18 protein-coding genes are annotated in these 19316 nt (G+C 51.2%); 11 read left to right on the top strand and 7 right to left on the bottom strand.

Going from position 1 to position 19316, the window contains the following annotated elements:
- Positions 1 to 327 precede the first annotated feature (327 nt).
- Together leuA and HUF18_RS18660 are read left to right on the top strand one after the other, a co-directional pair.
- Positions 328 to 2013: a 2-isopropylmalate synthase gene (gene leuA, locus HUF18_RS18665; RefSeq protein ID WP_225693372.1), complete on the top strand. Its 1686-nt coding sequence runs from the start codon at positions 328 to 330 to the stop codon at positions 2011 to 2013.
- A gap of 139 nt (positions 2014 to 2152) precedes the next feature.
- Positions 2153 to 2557 (top strand): cyclophilin-like fold protein, encoded by a 405-nt coding sequence (locus tag HUF18_RS18660; RefSeq protein WP_145465958.1) that lies wholly within the window; start codon positions 2153 to 2155, stop codon positions 2555 to 2557.
- A 114-nt stretch (positions 2558 to 2671) separates the two neighbouring features.
- On the opposite strand, the gene HUF18_RS18655 is transcribed toward HUF18_RS18660, so the two are convergent.
- The 3 genes from HUF18_RS18655 to HUF18_RS18645 form a co-directional block, all read right to left on the bottom strand.
- Positions 2672 to 3157 carry an FKBP-type peptidyl-prolyl cis-trans isomerase gene (locus tag HUF18_RS18655; protein WP_145465959.1) on the bottom strand — a complete coding sequence of 162 codons (486 nt, stop codon included), beginning with the start codon at positions 3155 to 3157 and terminating at the stop codon, positions 2672 to 2674.
- 184 nt (positions 3158 to 3341) lie between these two features.
- Entirely contained in the window at positions 3342 to 4577 is a 1236-nt protein-coding gene (locus tag HUF18_RS18650; RefSeq protein ID WP_225693371.1) for a DUF4124 domain-containing protein, read from the bottom strand.
- Between the two features lie 59 nt (positions 4578 to 4636).
- Positions 4637 to 7015, bottom strand: a complete 2379-nt coding sequence (locus HUF18_RS18645; RefSeq protein WP_225693370.1) for an ATP-dependent helicase — start codon at positions 7013 to 7015, stop codon at positions 4637 to 4639.
- 386 nt (positions 7016 to 7401) lie between these two features.
- Between HUF18_RS18645 and HUF18_RS18640 the strand changes: the two genes are divergently transcribed.
- From HUF18_RS18640 to HUF18_RS18605, 8 genes are all read left to right on the top strand, one after another.
- Positions 7402 to 8010, top strand: coding sequence for a DUF998 domain-containing protein (locus HUF18_RS18640; RefSeq protein WP_225693369.1), 609 nt, complete (start codon positions 7402 to 7404; stop codon positions 8008 to 8010).
- The gene (locus tag HUF18_RS18635) at positions 8007 to 8957 is read left to right on the top strand and encodes an alpha/beta hydrolase family protein (protein ID WP_225693368.1); all 951 of its coding nucleotides are present in this window, start codon (positions 8007 to 8009) and stop codon (positions 8955 to 8957) included. Before HUF18_RS18640 ends, HUF18_RS18635 begins: the two co-directional genes overlap by 4 nt.
- A 24-nt stretch (positions 8958 to 8981) precedes the next feature.
- Complete coding sequence (locus tag HUF18_RS18630) at positions 8982 to 9530, top strand: NADAR family protein (RefSeq protein ID WP_225693367.1); 549 nt, start codon at positions 8982 to 8984, stop codon at positions 9528 to 9530.
- A 759-nt stretch (positions 9531 to 10289) separates the two neighbouring features.
- Entirely contained in the window at positions 10290 to 11132 is an 843-nt protein-coding gene (locus HUF18_RS18625; protein WP_145465965.1) for a hypothetical protein, read from the top strand.
- A 106-nt stretch (positions 11133 to 11238) separates the two neighbouring features.
- Positions 11239 to 11445, top strand: coding sequence for a hypothetical protein (locus tag HUF18_RS18620; RefSeq protein WP_145465967.1), 207 nt, complete (start codon positions 11239 to 11241; stop codon positions 11443 to 11445).
- Positions 11446 to 11533: 88 nt separating this feature from the next.
- Entirely contained in the window at positions 11534 to 11899 is a 366-nt protein-coding gene (locus tag HUF18_RS18615; RefSeq protein ID WP_225693365.1) for a hypothetical protein, read from the top strand.
- Between the two features lie 82 nt (positions 11900 to 11981).
- The gene (locus HUF18_RS18610) at positions 11982 to 12329 is read left to right on the top strand and encodes a hypothetical protein (protein ID WP_186435737.1); all 348 of its coding nucleotides are present in this window, start codon (positions 11982 to 11984) and stop codon (positions 12327 to 12329) included.
- Positions 12330 to 12376: 47 nt separating this feature from the next.
- Entirely contained in the window at positions 12377 to 12688 is a 312-nt protein-coding gene (locus HUF18_RS18605; protein ID WP_225693363.1) for a DUF3601 domain-containing protein, read from the top strand.
- A 50-nt stretch (positions 12689 to 12738) separates the two neighbouring features.
- On the opposite strand, the gene HUF18_RS18600 is transcribed toward HUF18_RS18605, so the two are convergent.
- Together HUF18_RS18600 and HUF18_RS18595 are read right to left on the bottom strand one after the other, a co-directional pair.
- A complete protein-coding gene (locus HUF18_RS18600; RefSeq protein ID WP_225693362.1) occupies positions 12739 to 13347 on the bottom strand; it encodes an NADPH-dependent FMN reductase in 609 nt (202 codons plus the stop codon).
- Between the two features lie 58 nt (positions 13348 to 13405).
- On the bottom strand, positions 13406 to 14017 hold the full coding sequence (locus HUF18_RS18595) for a glutathione S-transferase family protein (protein WP_225693360.1): 612 nt from the start codon (positions 14015 to 14017) through the stop codon (positions 13406 to 13408).
- A gap of 156 nt (positions 14018 to 14173) precedes the next feature.
- On the opposite strand from HUF18_RS18595, the gene HUF18_RS18590 reads away from it, so the two are divergent.
- Complete coding sequence (locus HUF18_RS18590; protein WP_225693358.1) at positions 14174 to 14755, top strand: TetR/AcrR family transcriptional regulator; 582 nt, start codon at positions 14174 to 14176, stop codon at positions 14753 to 14755.
- A 28-nt stretch (positions 14756 to 14783) separates the two neighbouring features.
- On the opposite strand, the gene HUF18_RS18585 is transcribed toward HUF18_RS18590, so the two are convergent.
- Both HUF18_RS18585 and HUF18_RS18580 read right to left on the bottom strand, forming a co-directional pair.
- Positions 14784 to 15695: a response regulator transcription factor gene (locus HUF18_RS18585; RefSeq protein WP_145465973.1), complete on the bottom strand. Its 912-nt coding sequence runs from the start codon at positions 15693 to 15695 to the stop codon at positions 14784 to 14786.
- Complete coding sequence (locus tag HUF18_RS18580; RefSeq protein WP_225693356.1) at positions 15682 to 19140, bottom strand: ATP-binding protein; 3459 nt, start codon at positions 19138 to 19140, stop codon at positions 15682 to 15684. Before HUF18_RS18580 ends, HUF18_RS18585 begins: the two co-directional genes overlap by 14 nt.
- Positions 19141 to 19316: the final 176 nt, after the last annotated feature.

Here is a 19316-nt window from a genome sequence, read left to right as displayed (position 1 = left end):
ACATTGGCACAAATCGCCAAAGACAATAAACATCGCGCAATATTGTATCAAAATTAAGGGTTATCAATAGCAACTTTGCAATCATAAACGCCAGCATGCCGCATATACTGTGCACATACTGTTAACCAGATCTCTTCCTTACCGGAAGGCATCTGAACGCGCTGTTCACAAGACACCGCGTCCGCCCAGCCACCAAAAGTGGCCAGGGCCAGAGAGGACTCACAAGGTCTGAGCAAAGACAGTCAGAAAGGAAACACGAACAAGCTCAAAAGGCTTAAAACACGCAATCAATGACCAGTTTTTATAAAATCTGAGCAAGGACCGGATATGAATACCCCGACCACCGCCCGCTTTAACCATCGTAAGTACCGCCCTGCAACCGTTATCGCCAAAACCGATCGCCGCTGGCCGGACCAGACTCTGACCACCGCGCCGCTGTGGTGTTCAGTTGATCTGCGTGATGGTAACCAGGCGCTGATCGAGCCCATGTCCGTTGCGCAGAAACAGCAGATGTGGGCGTTGTTGGTCAACATGGGCTTCAAAGAGATTGAAGTTGGTTTTCCTGCCGCCTCACAGCCGGATTTCGACTTTGTACGCTGGCTGATCGAAGCCAACCAGATTCCGGAAGACGTTACCATTCAGGTATTGGTGCAGGCGCGTGATGAATTAATCGAACGCACCTACGAAGCCCTTGCCGGCGTACGCCGCGCGGTGGTGCATGTGTATAACTCCACCTCACCGGTACAGCGTCAGCGTGTCTTTAATCTCGACAAACAGGGCATTATCGACATCGCCGTGAACGGTGCGCGTAAAGTTGCCAGCGAAGCCAAACGCCATCCGCAGACCGAGTGGGTATTCCAGTATTCACCGGAAAGCTTCTCAACCACCGAAGTCGATTTTGCCGTTGAAGTCTGTAACGCCGTGATCGATGTATGGCAACCGACCGCAGAGAAAAAAGCCATCATCAATTTACCGGCCACCGTCGAAAGCAGCATGCCCAACGTGTTCGCCGACCAGATTGAATGGTTCTGCGACCATCTGAACAAGCGCGACAGCCTGATCATCAGCATTCATACCCACAATGACCGTGGTTGTGGAGTAGCCGCCGCCGAGCTGGCGATGCTCGCCGGTGCCGACCGTATCGAAGGCACTCTGCTCGGCAATGGCGAGCGCACCGGCAATATGGACATCGTCACCATGGCCATGAACCTGTACAGCCAGGGCGTTGATCCTGAGCTGGATATCAGCATGGCCGATGACATCATCGCCACCGTAGAAGCCTGTACCAACATCAAGACTCATCCGCGCCATCCGTGGCTCGGCGAGCTGGTGTATACCGCCTTCTCCGGCAGCCATCAGGATGCCATCCGCAAGTGTCTGAGCAAGCAACAGGACGACGAGCCATGGGATGTGGCTTATCTGCCAATCGACCCGCGCGACCTTGGCCGCAATTACCAGTCGGTGATCCGCGTCAACAGCCAGTCGGGTAAAGGCGGTGCTGCTTATCTGCTCGAACAGCAGATCGGCGCCACATTGCCACGCTGGATGCAGATCGAACTCGCACAGCCGATTCAGCGCCGCGCCGAAATGCAGGAAGGCGAACTCAGCCCGGAGCAGATTCTGAGCGTATTCCGCACAGAGTTTATGAACAGCGATGGTCGCTACTCGCTGGCCGGTTACCAGATCGACAAACAGGGCAGCCAGTATCATGTGCAGGCGTCTATTAATGACGGCAGCCAATTAATGCTGATTCATGGTCATGGCAACGGTGCCATCAGCGCCTTTGCTGACGCCATGCACAAAGCCACCGGCGTGGACGTGCAGATTGTCCAGTTTGACGAGCAGGCCATCAGTGAAGGTTCCGATGCCACCGCCATGGCCTTTGTGCAGGCCAGCATCCGCGGCAGCCGTTATACCGCGGTCGCTCAGGATGGTGACACCCTCTCGGCCAGCCTTAATGCCATCCTGTTTACTATTAACAAGGCAATCATTGACAGCCGGGCCGTCGCCTGAGAACCAAGAAAAGCAGCGCGGCAAAAAAACCGCTCTGCTAGTCTGAAGGTAATCCAATGCAACGGAATTGCACCGCCGGCACGATGCCGGCGGATGCATTTATGCCGTTGTCTTTACTGACACGACGGGGGAATTTCTTATGACGTTACTGGCTATGCGTTTTGAAAACCACGAAATCCGTATTGCACTGCGCCGCACCCCAACTGCTCAGGCCATTCTTAAGGCGGTGCCTTTTACCGCCACGGTACAAACCTGGGGGCAGGAAGTTATTTTCGACTGCCCGGTACGGGTAAGCTATGAAGATAATGCGGTGAATATCGTGCAACCCGGCGATATTGCCTTCTGGGCCGATGGCAGCAGCATTGTCATTGGTTTCGGGCCAACACCTATTTCCCGCCACGGTGAAATCCGCCTGTCCAATGCCTGTAATATCTGGGGCGATGCCCTTGATGAAGTCAGCGCACTGGCCGATGTAAAAGCCGGTACCGTCGTTGAAGTGGATATTGCCGAACCACTGGATCTGAAAAAAGCCAGCGGGCAATAACCAGCCGTTATTTTTTAAGCAGAAATAAATATCCGCAAAAATAAATTAAAAATGCATAAAAAAAGCCGGCGATAAGCCGGCTTTTTATTAAGTATTTTACCCTTGGGCAAATACTCAGTGGTGATGACCGCCTTCACCGTGAACATGGCCATGAGCCAGTTCTTCTTCGCTGGCGTCACGGATAGATTCAACTTTAACGCTGAAGCTCAGAGACTTACCGGCCAGAGGGTGGTTGGCATCAACAGTAACGATGGCTTCATCAACTTCGGTCACGATCAGGTTGATCGGGCCATGTTCAGTCTGAGCGGTAAAAGCCATACCAGGCTCAACTTTTTCGACGCCTTCGAACGCTTCCATTGGTACCTGCTGTACGCGCTCTTCGCTGTACTCGCCGTACGCATCGGCAGGAGCAACAGTGACTTCAAATTCATCACCAACCTGCTTGCCTTCCAGAGCCTGTTCCAGACCCGGAATAATATTCTGTGCGCCATGCAGGTAAGTCATTGGCTGACCACCTTCAGATGAATCGATAACTTCGCCGCTGGCAACATCAACAACTTTGTAGTGAATGGTTACGATTTTGTGTTGTGCAATGGTCATAAGGTGTTGTCCTTGTTGGGCCCGGCATCACCGGACTGAAATATAACCGCCCTGTCTGAACAAGGCGTTGTGGCGTTACGCAAAGGCGACCCGGATAAACCTGTACGACCGATCTCTACGAAAGCGCTCAGTATAACAACTGGCTATCTGAGTACCACCCCCTGCCGCGCACCCAATCCTGTCATCAGTAATAGTGCGTGGTGAAATGCCCGTCCTGTAACCAGCGGGCGTAGCGCCCGTTTACCGCCGCCAGCCCGCCGGGGTAAGCCTGATTAAAGAATTGTGACGGTATAAAAGGTGCACAGGGATGCTGCGCATAATGGCCCAGAGTCTGCCGCAACCAGCGCTTACCATCGTCATGGTCAATCAGAAAAAACACCATCGCTGCCGCACGGGCGTAATTCTCATCCTGCGCCATGCCGTTAAACTCAGCATGGCTGCGCCCGGCCAGCTCGCTGAAACCGGTCAGTCCCTGGGCGCTCAGCCGGTTAAAACCTGCGGCATCGGCTTTTATCTGACCGGCATTCATCTGCCACTGCAGACCTTCAAGATATTGTGCCATCCCTTCGCTGAGCCAGATCGGTGTTGTGCCCAGCATGCCGGTCATCATCGCGTGGGTCATTTCATGGCGGGCAATACGCAGTGTCCATTCGTCACGCTGCTGGCGGGCAAGATATGCCTGATTATGGCCGCCACTGTAATACGCCATCCAGCCACTGTTTGCCCCCTGCTGCTGGCGGAATTCATCAAAGGCGCCCTGACTGGCAAACAGCACCAGATTCAGGTTGATCTGACGCCAGGCTTTCTGCGGAATAAAGCGCGTTAATACCCGGTAGAGTAAATCGGCTTCACGCCGCAGCTGAAATTCGAGCTGGGCATCACCGGCCCAGCCCGGGTATTCCATCACCAGACGTACGCCCTGAGTCGCTGCTGCGTATTTTTTACTGAGGTCTTCCGCCCCGCTCTGCTGCGGCCGGTCGCCGAAGTGCACCTTGCCTTCGCTATCGGTCCAGCGATAGACCGCACCGCGTTCAACATCACGGATATCCTGTGTCGGCGGACGCACACATTCCGCGCCACCATGATTGCGGTAACCTGTGGGCATGCTGTCCGCCAGACTTTTGGCCGGCGCGGCGCTGGATGAGGAAGCCGCAGGGGCAGTATCAGACCAAGACTCATAACGGCCCGGAGCACGCTCAGAAGCGACACCCGGCGCCGTCGTCACAGAAGCCGTTGTATGTGCATTGAATAATTGCGGTAACAGCCAGCCGTTGGGTTTAATGCCCAGTGGCTGCGGACTTAAGCTCAGCCAGTGCTGACGCTGCTCAGGCGTGCTGTTCAGCCAGAACAGTTCCAGCGCCAGCGCTGCTATAAAGGTAACAAACAGCGTGGTCAGCATAATGCGCAGCAATGACTTCATGTCTCTTTTCTCCTGCAGCTTGTCGGCCTGTTTCAAGGGCTATAAACAGATCAGGCCGGTTATTCATTTTCCATAAAAGCACTGGCAGTTTTTTTATCCAGCGTACGCGCCTGAGCTTCGCCATCGAAACGGATTTTAATATAGCGCTCATCTTCCGCCAGCACGACACCTGCCCCGAGGGTGTCATGGCGGATACGGCGCTGTTCTTCTGCGGCCGAATATTTACGTTCGATAATATAATCTGCCGGCGCCTTGGGATAACCCGGTGCCGCCCGCCGCGGTGTACGTTCTGCCGATGCAGGCGCAGAAGTATCCAGGGTAAAATTCAGATGAATATCCAGCTGGCGGCAATAATCCTGCAACCAGGATGCGGGGCTGCCATGAGGTATTTTTAAGGCAACAGAGTCCGATTTCGTTTCAATAGCGCGGGCAATATCAACGCTGCGTTCAACCATCAGCTCCTGCTGAAAGCGGCTGCTCCAGTCGCGGGCGGAAGTTTGCCCGCCACCGCGCTTCTGATCTTTAAGCGGATCTGGCGCAATTAAATGCAGTTGCTGTTTGGCGCGGGTCATCGCCACATAAAGCAAACGCCGCTCACTTTCTTCACTGGCTGGCGTGGTGAATTCACCTTCCGGGGTATAAGGATAATAGTGGGCATTTAAACCGGGAATAATCACCACCGGCCACTCCAGACCTTTGCTCTTATGTATCGAGGTTAAATGCACACCGCCTTTTTTCTCGCGGCTTTGTTGCAGACGTTGCGCCTTTAACTGCTGCAGATAATCCAGCGCGTTGCGGCTGTTCTGTTCCGACTCACGCATAAAATGCACAAAGGCCTTAATCGTTTGCAGCCGGTCTTCAATCTGCTGCGCCGAGAAAGCACTGTCGGCTATGCCGTCTTCCAGACCCGATTGATCAATATACTGCTGTAATAACCGGTGCGCCGGCATCGCCACATGCTCAGCACTGGCCAATACTTCGGCCCGGGCATCCAGCTGCTGGCGCTGCCATTTACTCATATCGTCCGGCACCGCAGCCTGCAGCGCCTCACCAAAGTCGGCATCGGCCTGCGCCATAGTGCGGGCAATCTGCTCCAGCGTTGAGCGTTTAATCTTCGGGTATGGCGTGGTCAGCAACTGCAGCCAGGCATCGGTACGCTGCTCGGTATTACGCGCAGCAAAACGCCCGGCCGATATTTCCAGTAATATCCAGAAAATCTGCAATTCCCAGCGATCCAATACCGACTGTGAATTATGCAGCTGATAAGGAATACCGGCCTGCAGAAGCCCCAGCTCAATCGGCGCACATAGCGCCCATAAGCGGTTAATAACGGCGATATTTTCCAGCGGCTGCTTTTCTGCCTCGCTTTTAATCAGGGTTAAAATCAGCGCCGGTTCATAGCGGGCAAAATGCAGTCGGGCTTTCGTCTGTGGCGTGGACGGATGCGACAGGCACAGCACCGGCTCACGCTCTTTATTATGAGTAATCAGATGATTGGCCAGCAGCGACAGCGCATGACCATAGCGAAAGGTGTGCGGCAATTGGTAAGTGCTGACCTGCTGCATCTGCTGATCAAATTTCTGCACAATAAATTCCGGCTTTGATCCACGGAATTCATAAATCGTCTGATCCGGATCACCGATTACCATCACCGAACCGCGGCCACCGTACAGCACTTCCAGCAGATGCTGCTGAATGGCATTAATATCCTGATACTCATCGACCAGAATCCACTGCATATGACCGCCAAACTGTGCGGCGATTTCCGGCTGATAAATAAAGGCCATTACCGGATCGTAAAGCATATCCGCATAACTGATACGCCGTTGCTGACGGCGCCAGTCTTCAAACAGATCAAACAGGTCGATAAAAATTTTGCAGCTGTCGGGCAGTTCCAGCGCGGCAAACACCTCAGCCGGCGGCTGCAGGCCAGACTTCACCAGATCAATAAAGGCCAGTGCCGGTTCGACCCATTTTTTCCGCTGCGACAGAATTTCCTGACGGGTATCGTCATCCGCCAGCTGCTGCAGTAAACGCCAGACAATGGGCTCCATTTCGCTATCGGATAACGGTTTACCCTGAAACGGCGGCAAGACACCCTGAGCAATTAAGCGCTGATAAATACGCAGCCCCAACGAATGAAAGGTGCGTACTTCCGGCAACGCCTGACGAGGCAATAAGCGACCTAATTTGGCCTCAAAATCCTCCCGTGCGGCGCGGTTATACATCAGCACCAGCAGACGCCGCGGGCTTACGCCCTCGCTCAGACGGGCAGCAATAAAGTGCGTCAGCGTCGTGGTTTTACCGGCACCCGCCACCGCCACCACCTTGGCGTGACCCTGCTGATGCGCAATCACCTGCGCCTGCTGCGGTGTCAGCTGCGCCTGCTGCGGTGCCCGGCTTACCTGCGCCGCTTGCTGTACCTGTGCAGAAGACACAGCAAGCACATGGCCGGGGGGCGTATTGGGGGGTAAGTTACTGTTGGTCAAAGCGGGCACGGGCCTCTGGAGTTCAGTCGCCGGATTCTAACAGATTGGCGACACAGATTGATGCAGAGAGTGCCGTACTTCGGCCAGACACGGTTCCCTGGCAACGGAACCTATCCATAATCCGGATAAAGAAACGCAGAACCAGCATACCTGCAAGCATCCCGCAGGTTCCATCCCACCCAGCCTCTCCTCCCACGCATTGACTACCCACTCAACAACAGACAATATGGGCAGCGATAAACACGCCTGATAATGGTGTAAAAGGGGGCGACCAACTGTTTGTGCGGCGAAACCGGCCCGGCATTAAATGACCAACTGTCAGAGGGAATTTAAACGTGCTTAGCGTTATTTCTTACACGGGAATCATTGCTTCCATCTGGATCGTAGCAGGCGTTATTATTGCCTCATTGTTCTATCCGAACTACAGCCATTCCAGGCAATTTTGCAGCGAGCTGGGTGCTGCTGGCAGTCCAACCCAGAAACTCTCTCCACTTATCAACAATTATCCTTTAGGCCTCTTATTTATCCTGTTTGGATACTACCTGATCAGCATCTATGCAGAGAGCACAGCAACCGTTGCAATCGGTATTATGGTTGTCATTCATGGGTTAAGTACCTGGGTTTGTGGCTTTTTCCCTATGGATGCAGACCCATATACCACGACACCGACCATACCTTGCCAGATTCATTCCTGGTCAGGAGTGGTTCTATTGCTGTCGTTTATTGTTGCCCCGGCAATTGCAGTATTTTCGGATACAAACCCGATTACTAACCCGACAGCCATCCGGGTATTTTCATTAATCTGCCTGCTTGGCTGTTTTTATTTTACATACCGGCTGAGCGTATCCTTTAAAGAAAGAACCAACCCGGGCACTCACCAGCGGCTGAGTTACGGCTTCCAGATTCTCTGGCTGTTTGGTTATTCTGTCTTCATGATCGCATGAACATTAAAGCCTTAACGCTGTTCGTACTGCTCATCTCTCAGGCGGTCTGCTCCCGAGGCTTACCTGCTGCAGAATCATCTAAAATAGCCAGAAGCGATGGTACAAACATCACCTACTATCTGCTTGCTCAGGATAATCCGGAGAAGACACTGCTGGTATTAATTCAGGGTTCCGATTGCAACAGCGTCCGCCACAATAGGCGGATTAACAGCGAGTTCCCGGATGTAATGCCGCAAGCCAGTATTTTAACGGTTGAGAAATATGGCATTACCGCCGAATTACCCTGGAGCAACACTTCTGAAAGGAATGATTGCCCTGCTGCCTATATCGAAAACGACTCACCAAAGCAGAGGGTGAAAGACTACACCCAGGTGTTAAGCACCTTACGCAAAGAAAGAAAATATAAAAGAATCGTCCTGCTCGGAGGGAGTGAAGGCGCTGTCGTTGCCAACCTGCTCGCGTCAGAATTGAGTTACATTAATGCCACCGTATCACTCAACGGTGGTGCCCCAAGATTTATAGACGATGTTCTGCACAATATAAAATCCCAGTCACCATCCGCTGAGGCATACCAGGAAGCCGCGAATGGCTTCACCGGCTTTTATAAACAGATCCTCAACAGCGAACCCTTTGAGCTTAGTATGAACGGGCATGGTTACCGGTGGTGGCGAAACATGTTTGAAATTGACCAAAGGGCAATACTTTCCAGAGTAGAAACCCCACTGTTACTCATTCAATCGGGGCTGGATAAAAATGTTTCCGTACGCCTGGCTCAGGAGCAAGCGGCAGAACTCTCTAAAGACCAGCCCAATATTGAATTTAAAATGTATAACAACCTTGATCATTCATTTAATATGCCCGACGGAAGCAGCAGGGTTGACGACGTTATACAGGATATAAGGTCATGGCTGGATGATTCTCATAAACAGCTTAACAGCGATTCTTAATAAAAACTGAAGTGTGGTACCAAATTGACGATTCAGAGCAGGGAAGAACTCATTGACCATATCAGTCACGGTAACCCTGTGACCTATGTTTTCTTTTGGGGCCACCAAAAGCCCAAAACAGGTGTCTCAAAATCCTGTTTCAGTCAGTGGTACGAGTCACCATTTGTCGATGAACAGCAGACATACCTGACGGCAGAACACTATATGATGGCCAAAAAGGCTGAGCTTTTCAGCGATAACAGTGCGCTGAAAGTAGTGCTTGCCAGCAAGACACCGAACGAAGCAAAAAAAGCGGGACGTGGCATACCTGGCTTCGACGAGGATAAATGGCTACAACACCGCTTTGAAATCGTGGTATCAGCTAACTTTGCTAAATTTTCGCAAAACCCGGAGCTGAAGGAATTTCTGCTCAATACCGGGGACAGTATTCTGGTAGAGGCCAGCCCTGTGGATTCGATATGGGGAATTGGCCTGACGGCCGACGATCCGGCAGCCTCTGAGCCACATAACTGGCAGGGCCAGAATTTGCTGGGTTTTGCCCTGATGCGGGTACGTGACCAGCTGAAATGCTAAACCACTACCATTCCAGCCTATTACAATGCCAGGCCACTACAATTCCAGACACTAAAAAGCCTTGCTAACCGTTGCCATCTTATCCCTCCGGCATCCCTCACCTATACCTATACCCTGCCCCCGGCCAGACCGTTCCGGATAGCGGAAGCCAGTTGTGACTATTTCTATCAATTATTGAACCCATCCTAAAACTTCAGTACTCTCAAACCACAGCAGGGATGCCGCCATATCGTACGAACACACCGTCCAAACAACCGCCCTCCCCGCTAACAATCCCGAATGATAAAGCCACGCGATTCCTGCCCTGCGTATATAAGGATGGGCGGCAGCGTGTCTGGAATACAAGCAGACTTGAGTGATTTTCACGGCCGGAAAAGCACTGAAAATGACCAGAGAAAATAATGCCACAAACAACCAGTATATTTTACTGTTTACAGAATCTGATGCGCGTTTACGCTCCGGTAGCAAAACACGCATGCGCGGATTGACACTTTCGGCCTAGGAAGAATGTAAGAAAATCAATCACTTAGGATTCTACAAAAAGTGATAACGCGCAAAATGTAAAGAACACTTCAGGGTAAAAGCGCGCATGCGCGTTTATATCCTGACAAGAAAGAAAATAACGATGATTTTTACAGCCCGGACAATAGGTTAGGCTGGAAATCTGAATAAAGGCTTAGGTGTGTTAATGAGCATGCCTACTAAGAAACTGTTAGGCTCCATTAAATTCACAACTCATGGTTAAAGGGAAGCTAAAAAGTGAGTAGAAAAAATCCATGGGATGTACCTGAATGGCACGCTCTTGGCCGAGAAGCGTCATTAGTTAGGCATTTAATTGGCTCTGGTGCAACGGCTATAGGCAGGGCAAATTATGCAGATAAGATGGGCGAATATTACACGGCTTTTTTTGGCCTATCGGTTGGGTTAGAAAGACTTTCAAAGCTAATACTGGTTGCGCATTATGCTATCGAAAATAGCGGGAAGATGCCTGATGAGAAAGTGGTTAGGAAATTTGGTCATAAGTTAATTGACCTAGCCAATGAGGTTGAGAGTATTTCCGAAAGGATGCAGCTATCGCTTCGCTATTCTCGTCCTACACAAGAAATTCCACAAAAAATTCTTGAGTGCTTAGATTCATTTGCTGACGCTAGACGAGGTAGGTATGCAAATTTTGCTTCACTAGACAATCCTAATTTAACTGCAGATGAACCAATAAATAAGTGGTGGGGCGAGGTAGCTGAGTGCATATTAGAAAAGCACTATTACGGAAAGGCTGCGCAAAGGCGAGTTGAAAGTAGAGCAAAATTAATAGATTCGATGATTTCACCATTTACGATGGTAATACATACGAATGAAAGTGGGCATACCATGCAGGACGTTGAGTCTGCCTCTATACGTACCGGCCAGAATGAAATCGTGCAAAAGTGGGGTAGGTATCATTCTTTGGCTATCTCTAGGTGGCTTTCAACTGTTCTGTCTGAACTTTCTCATGTCGCTTGCTATACACATGGCATAGATGGTTTTTTTGGCCTGAATGAATATTTTTATAGTTACACTGTCGACGATAGTTTTCTAAAGACGAGAAAAGTATGGCCTTTGTAGCAGTGAAAAGCCTAACAAATCAATCAACTTCGCGCCTACGGCGCCGGACGCAGCAAAGCTGCGCCGGTTATTGAGGCGTTATGTGTCAGTCTAATAAGTGAGTACAGTGAACGATAAAGTAAATGAAAACCCTGAGTGGGTTACTCGTGGAAAGACAATCAAGCAGCTAATTAAAGAGCTGCAAACATTCGAAAACCAAGATCTCGAAGTTAAAGTGTCTACTGACGGTGGTGAAACATTTAAGTGTATTAGTCTGGTCGGCAAACACAATGATAATGGCACACCAATATGTGGGCTAGAGAACTGTGAGTAAACACATAACAAGCAAAGGCAGCATCGCCCTGCGGGCTGGACGCGCTAACGCGCGCCGCTGCTTTGGGCGTTAAAAGGCACCCACGGAAATGAGTAAGTTCAAGCATCATAGTAACTTTCCAAAGGAGAAACATATACAAAGCTACCTCTTTCCAAACTTGTGCTTTGAATGCTGCAAGAGCTTTAAAAAACCGCAAGCGCCGGAATTAAGAAAGTGTCCTGAGTGCGGTGGGGTTCTAATTGAGGTGGGTCGAAAATTTTCTGCGCCCAAAGCCACTGATAAGGCTCAGTGGGAGAAAGTTAGATTTTTAGTGGAGCATGGTTTCCTGTTCCAATCAGTCTACGAACAAAGGGAAGATGGTGGCTTTTATCATGTCGCATACCCAGCGTCGCTCAAGGAGGCAAAAGAGTTTGTAGTAAAGTATAAGGAGCAGGCCGTTGACTCTACCTTTTAACAAGTCAATCAACTTCGCGCCTACGGCACCGGATGCAGCAAAGCTGCGCCGGTTATTGAAACGTTAAATTTACGAGAAAATGATGAGCTACGACTTAAATTTCTGGAATGAACCGGCAGGTTTTAAAGCCGCACCTGTGGATGTTTATCGCAGCCTGTCAGAGGGAGTTCCTTTTGATGGCCTATCCCAGATTGATGTTACTGGCTTCTATAAGAGAATCATTCAAGAATTTCCAGGTACTGAAGAAGCTAACGGGGTTCTAAATTGGGAAGGTGAAGAGAATTCTTTTCAAGCTTCTTCAAGCGCGCAACATGTCAGAATTGATTGTTATGGTCAGCCCGGAGAGTGGATGAATGTATTCATAGACATAGGTAAAGAGTTCGGGTGTCGATTGTATGATCCACAGACTAATGAACGATTTACCGGATAAAAAGTTAACAAGGCCATCATAGAGCCTCAACACGAGTCTTTTTACCCATGACCTTCGGCCCGAAACCTGCCGGTACCTGGACTGGCCATAAAGCTGCGAACTGCGGTGACAATCATAAATTTCTGCGCGCCGGTGAGCGTTATGAGGTTATTCAGGCCTTTGCCGATTACGATCAGCATCTGCACGCCGTTGGGGAAAGCTGGATATTTCTGGGTTATTCCTTTCTGCCGTACGACGACGGTATGTCATTTTTCGTGTCGTTCGACGGCGAACAAGAGTGGCATATCCGCCTGCAATGGCGGCCGGAGGAACAGGGCCAGCTGCTGGACAACTTAGAGCAGTATATCCGCGCGCTCTAACCCCTGTGCTCTGGTCCGCACGTTGTCACCGGGCAGCTGGCCGCGATTGTTTACGACATCCCGTTAGAAAAGTCCGCCAGCCCTGCACACAATCTGTCGCGTACCGGTTTCAGGGCTTCGGTGTAGGTCATCAGTAAGTCCAGCGCGTAACGGGTGCGCTTTTCCAGATAAACATCACTCATACGCCCTTCCTGCCCCATCCAGAGGTCATTCACATCACGCAGCAGCAGATGCTCAGGCAGATATAACAGGCGCGAGTTTTTGTAGCCGCTGTGGCGTAACTCGGCAATCACAAAGGCACCACCAGCCGAAGCCGATACACCAACCAGTAATACCGGTTTATGCGCCAGTTCTTTCATCCCGCACCAGAGCAGAAAATTTTTCAGCCCGGCCGGCACCATGCCGTGCCATTCCGGCACGATAAATACAAAAGCATCAGCGGCTTCGGCACGGGCTTTTACCTCGGCGACGTTCTGCTCTTCTGTACTGCCCGCTGCCAGTGGCTCGCCATCCCAGAGTGGCAGTTTACTCTGATACAGGTCGATCAGACTCGCCTTACCGGCCAGAAAATGCTGATTCATATAATCGGCAATACGGCGACTTTGTGAATTGGCACGATGGCTGGCCACCACCAGACAAATATTAAGATCGGTATTCATAACAACCTCCCCTGCGCAATGGTAATCCGCCAGGCGGCTGCCCGGCGGACTGAGACTGTTATGCAGTATAGGACGGACGCGCTTTCATTTGCGCGTGCCAGCGCTGAATAGCCGGAAAATCTTCGGTAATACGCAACTGAATCACCTTACCGAACTCCAGCGAGCAAAGAGCCGTGATGTCTGCCACAGAGAAGTGATCACCCGCCACAAATTCATGCTTTTGCAGCTGTTGTTCCAGAATGGGTAAGAACGCAGCCGCCAGCTTACCGGCTTCTTCGCCCCAGGCGGCAACCGGTGTCATACGGTCTTTAAAAAAGCCGGTCGTATGCTGGAAGCAATGGCCAATCGGCATTAATAAGGCGTTGTCGAGGCGACGATCCCACATCTCAATCAGCGCTTTCTCTTTGGCATCGCGCCCCATCAGATTCGGTTCCGGCTGAATTTCTTCCAGATAACGGTATATGGCTGCGGTTTCAGCAATACAGGTGCCGTCATCAAGCTCCAGTACCGGTACTTTCGCTAGACTGTTACGCTCGCGGAATTCAGGCTTGAGGTTCTCGCCTCCGGCAAGATCAATATTAATCACCTCGACACCGGTAATGCCCTTTTCTGCCAGAGCCATACGGCTGCGACGCGGATTGGGTGCCATATTGGCGCTGTACAGTTTCATACGGATTCCTTGATTGACGGGTTAGCGGATCAGACTCTTTTATTTTCAGAATGATCATTCTGGATTACACTAGCCAATATCAGAATGATCAGTCAAGAAAGAATTCACTTACCTGCCTGATCTTTCCGGCAATCTTCAGAACATACAGGTAATTCAATGGCCAGAACCAAGTCATTCGATCCCGCTCAGGTACTGCATCAGGCCATGCTGCTGTTCTGGAGCGAAGGATTCCGCCAACTATCGATGGAAAACCTGGTGCAGAAACTCGGGGTTAACCGCTACAGCCTGTATCAGACTTTTGGCAATAAACAGGATTTTTTCCATCAGGCACTGGTGCTCTATACCGATAATATTTTTAACCGTATGCTGCGGCCACTGCAGGAACAGCAGGGAAAAACCGCCATCATTGCTTACTTCCGCCTGATACAGCAGCAACTGCAGCACGATCAGGCCAGTGCCGGTTGTATGCTGCTGAACGCCAGCCTGAATGCGGGACAATTACATGAAGAAAGTTTGAACCTGATTAAAAACGGCCTGCGCCGCCAGGAAGAAAGCCTGAAGAAAGCCCTGCAGCAGGCCATTGATAATAACGAGTTCAGCCGCCCGCGTGACCCGTTGACCGCCTCACGTTTTCTCGCCAGCCAGGTACATGCCATGGTGCTGTTACGTCAGAATGCCGGAAAAAAACGCGTGCATGACGTACTGGAATTTATGCTGGCCGAACTCGAAGCCTGGTAACAGATCAACAGGTTTTCTTATTTATGTACTAATGATTCACTGCCAGTACTCCAAGGCTGACTGCTGCCGCCGAGGTGCGGTTTTCTACTCCCAGCTTACGGAATACCTGCTCCAGATGTTTATTCACCGTACGCGGGCTCATGGTCAGAATCTGGCCAATATCCTGATTGCTTTTTCCCCGCGCCAGCCACAAAAGTACTTCTGATTCACGCTCGGTAAGGCCAAACTGCTGACGTAAGTCCTGACACAGCAAGGTGTCATCCTCCTCCATCAGGCGCAGTAAAAATTCTCCCGGATAAGGCTGTCCCAGCAAGCGCAGGGTCAGCGTCTGTTCACCCAGCTGTAGTTTAAACTGGCTGTGTTTTTGCGGCGCGCGGCTCAGCCAGCCAATTGCCTGCTGCTGCAATGCCTGCGCTAAGGCATCACCGTTGTAATTCAGTGCCGCCAGTAATTCCTGCGCACGGTTGGTAGACCACAGTATTTCGCCATGCAGTGAGCAGGAAAATGCCGGCTGTGCCAATTCATTTAATGCGCCGCGGGCACTCTGGGTTTTACGGGCATTATTAATATGCACCTGCGCACGGGCGAGTAACTCATTAAGCCTTACCGGCTTGGTCAGGTAATCCACACCGCCACATTCCAATCCGCGGATAACATGTTCGCTGTCACTCAGACCTGTCATAAAAATAACGGGAATATCCTGCAAATCAACGTTGTCCTTTAACGCTTTACAGGCTTCAAAGCCATCCATATTCGGCATAATGGCATCCAGAAGAATTAAATCCGGCGCCATTCGTTCGGCAATATTCAGTGCCTGTATGCCGTCCATCGCCACCAATACGGTGTAACCGGCAGTGCTTAATGCCTCATTCAGCATGGTTAACGATTCGGCGGTATCATCGGCGATTAATACCAGCCCTTTGCTTTCAGCCCGGATCATTGGCAAGTACCTTCTGGCTGATGGAAATAACGGATGCAAACTGATAGTTACGCACATATTCACGCAACTGATTAATACAACGCTCATCGGCGCCTGCACTGGCCATACGCTGTAATACCAGCTCTATTCCGCCGACATACCCGATCTCGGCCATTGCCTTAAGTTCACGCGCCTCTGCTGGCGGAATATTCTGCCAGTTAAGGCTGTCGCTCGTGGCGGCTATAAAACGCTCGCCGCTGGTCGTTTCACTGTGGTAATACCATTCCAGTTCCAGCACGGTGGCAATTTTATCCAGCAGCGCCTGATCACGGATGGGTTTAATCAGGTAGGCATCGTTTAATTGTCCGGACGCCGGGATGGCACCGCCCTGAGTCGCTGCCGATTGGCGATCTTCGGCATCCGCTGACACCATAATAACCGGCGCTTTAACACCACGGCTGCGCAATTGCCGCAACAATTCCCAACCGGTCATTCCCGGCATGGAAATATCCAGCAGAAAAACATCCACCCCGGCACCGGCAAACGACTGCAGGCAGGAAAAGCCATCCGGCGCTTCCAGCACCACAAAACCGAGCGGCATTAATATCTCGCTGATAAGACCACGATGAGAAGCATCATCATCAACCACCATGACTGTTTTTTGCGCACCTTTTAAGCCACTGATCTGCCGGGCCGGTGATGAACGTTTAGAGGATCTGGCAAGGCTGGAAAGCATCATCGACAGGCGGAACACACTGCCCTTGCCCGGCTCGCTGCTGAGAGTAATTTCTCCGCCCATAATATCGGCCAATAACTGACTGATGGTCAGCCCAAGGCCCGTCCCCGGCATTTGCGGCAAGCCGGGTTTGCGGATGCGCTCAAAGGGCTGAAATATGCGTTGGCACTCAGCTTCTTCAATCCCGACACCGGTATCAATGATGGTAAATTCGGCAACCTGACTGCGATAACGCACCGCCAGTGTCACCGAGCCCTGCTGAGTAAATTTAACCGCATTGGATAACAGATTAATCAGAATCTGGCGCAGGTGTTTTTCATCGGTGGCGACCATTTCCGGTAAATGAGCACAAGGCAGATAAATAAACTCCACGCCTTTGCTTTCTGCCTGCAGGCGGAACATATCCACCAGTTCCTGTAATAAATGGCCGATGGCGACTTCATCGCGGCGGATTTCCAGACGCCCGGCTTCAATTCTGGAAATATCCAGTAAGCCTTCAATCAGATCCGCCAGATGATCACCACTGCGACGGATAAGGCTGATTTTATTACGCTGACCCGGCAGTAGCTGACTGTCTTTTTCCAGCAGCTGTGCATACCCCAGAATAGAATTCAGCGGGCTGCGTAATTCATGACTGATTCCACCGAGATAACGGCTCTTGGCCTGATTCGCAGCCTCAGCCAGTTCTTTGGCCTGCTGCAATGCCCGGTCGGTTGCTTCGTGGGCTGCAATCTCACGGGTTAATAACTCTGTCTGCCGCACCGACTCGTCCAGAGCAAACTGGCGGCTTTCGTTGGCCAGAACAAACAGCCAGATTAAAACGCCGACAATAATCAGTAATAACAGGTACACCTGTATTAATGTTGCCCCGACCAGATGCTGACCGGAATCGGCAGCGGGTACCTGCACATACACCAGCCAGAACAACATCGCGACAATACCGGCAATTAATAACAATAAACCGCTGAACTGCATCAGGCGCGGATTCATTTTCTGTACCAGCCAGACCGGCAACAGGGTTTCCAGCAGGGTCTGCATCTGCTCGCTTAAGCGCGACCTGTCTTTACACTGATCATGGCAGCGGGATTCCAGCGTACAGCACAAAGAGCAGATATGGCCTTTATAGGCCGGACAGCTGGCAATATCTTCACTGTCAAAATGGTTATCACACACCACGCATTGCAGCGGTGTGGCAGCTACAGAAGATGCCGGTGTCTCTGCATTTTCCTCTGCTGTTTCTTCTGTCAGAGGAATAATATCGCGCGCCAGATAAAAGCGGCCACGGGTAATAATGGCCAATAAAGGCGATGTGATAAAAGCTGTCGCCAATGCCAGATAAGGTGACAAAGCCTGCGGCAGTTCACCTAAAACGCCGACATAACAGACGATACCAATCAGCGACGCCAGCAACATAGCGCCGAAGCCGACCGGATTAATGTCGTATAAATAGGCTCGTTTAAACTCAATATGCTTAGGGCTTAAACCCAGAGGTTTATTAATGATCAGATCGGCGACCAGAGCCCCCACCCAGGCCACGGCAACATTGGAGTAAATACCCAGAATATGTTCCAGCGACTGATAAACCCCCAGCACCATTAACAGCAGTGCAATCATCACGTTAAACACCAGCCAGACCACCCGGCCCGGATGGCTGTGCGTTAGGCGCGAAAAGAAATTCGACCAGGCAATAGAACCGGCATAAGCATTGGTTACGTTAATTTTTACCTGACAGAGAATGACGAAAATACCGGTCAATGCCAGAACAGCCATAGGCGAATCGCTGATATAGCCAAAAGCTACGCGGTACATCTGGGTTGGGTCTGCGGCATCAAGCACAGATAAACCATGCTGCACCGCCAGCACCGCCAGAAAAGAACCCGCGAGAATTTTCAGTGCTCCCACCAGAATCCAGCCCGGACCGCCACCAATCAGGGCCAGCCACCAACGCAGTTTATGCCGGGGTTCGGGCTCCGGCAGAAAGCGTAAAAAGTCGACCTGCTCACCGATTTGCGCAATCAGTGAAAAAACCACCGCCGAGGCTGCACCAAAGTAGATCAGATTAAATTTTCCGCCACTTTCCGGTGCATCTTCTGTGCGGTTGCCAATACCGGGAAACGCAACCCACTGCTCTGCAGCGGACCACTCGTGCCAGAGAATAAAGATAAACGGCAGCAACTGCAGAATCAGCCACAACGGCTGACTCCAGAGCTGAAAGCGGCTGATAAAGGTAATGCCATGGGTCACCAGCGGAATCACGATCAGTGCGCTGAGCAGATAACCTGCAGCCAGTGGCAGGCCGAATAATATCTCCATCGCCGAGGCCATAATGGCTGATTCAAGGGCAAAAAAGATAAAGGTAAACGAGGCATAAATCAGCGAGGTAATGGTTGAGCCGATATAGCCGAAGCCGGCACCGCGACTGAGCAGATCAATATCAACACCATAGCGTGCAGCGTAGTAACTAATGGGAATGGCGGTCAGAAAAATGATGGCTGACACCACCATAATGGCGCTGACGGCGCTGTTAAAACCGTACATCAGCGTAATTGCCGCACCGATGGCTTCGAGCGCTAAAAAAGAAATGGCTCCCAGCGCCGTATTGGAAACACGCGCGGCCGACCAGCGCCGCGCCTTTTTGGCGGTAAAGCGCAGGGCGTAATCTTCCAGTGTCTGGTTTGCTACCCAGCGGTTGTAACTGCGCCGGGTTTTGTACACCACTTGCTCAGACATAGTCTGTTCTGCCTCTCTCAGCTTATTGTCAGCTGACCTGTCGCCACCGCGGTGACGCCGATAGAAAGACATCCTGTCCACAACACCTGCTTAAGCGCAGAAAAATCCATCTTTGTGCCGGCCCACAGGCTCTTCCTCTCAGGCCTCAGGACTCTAATCACATCCCATGCCAACTG

Origin of the sequence: Thalassolituus sp. ST750PaO-4 (assembly GCF_020320405.1) — a bacterium.
In the GTDB taxonomy this organism is placed as follows: Bacteria; Pseudomonadota; Gammaproteobacteria; order Pseudomonadales; family Oceanobacteraceae; genus Venatoribacter; species Venatoribacter alkanivorans.
The sequence above is the reverse complement of the archived record's forward strand: the minus strand, read 5'-3'. Positions and strand labels throughout refer to the sequence as shown.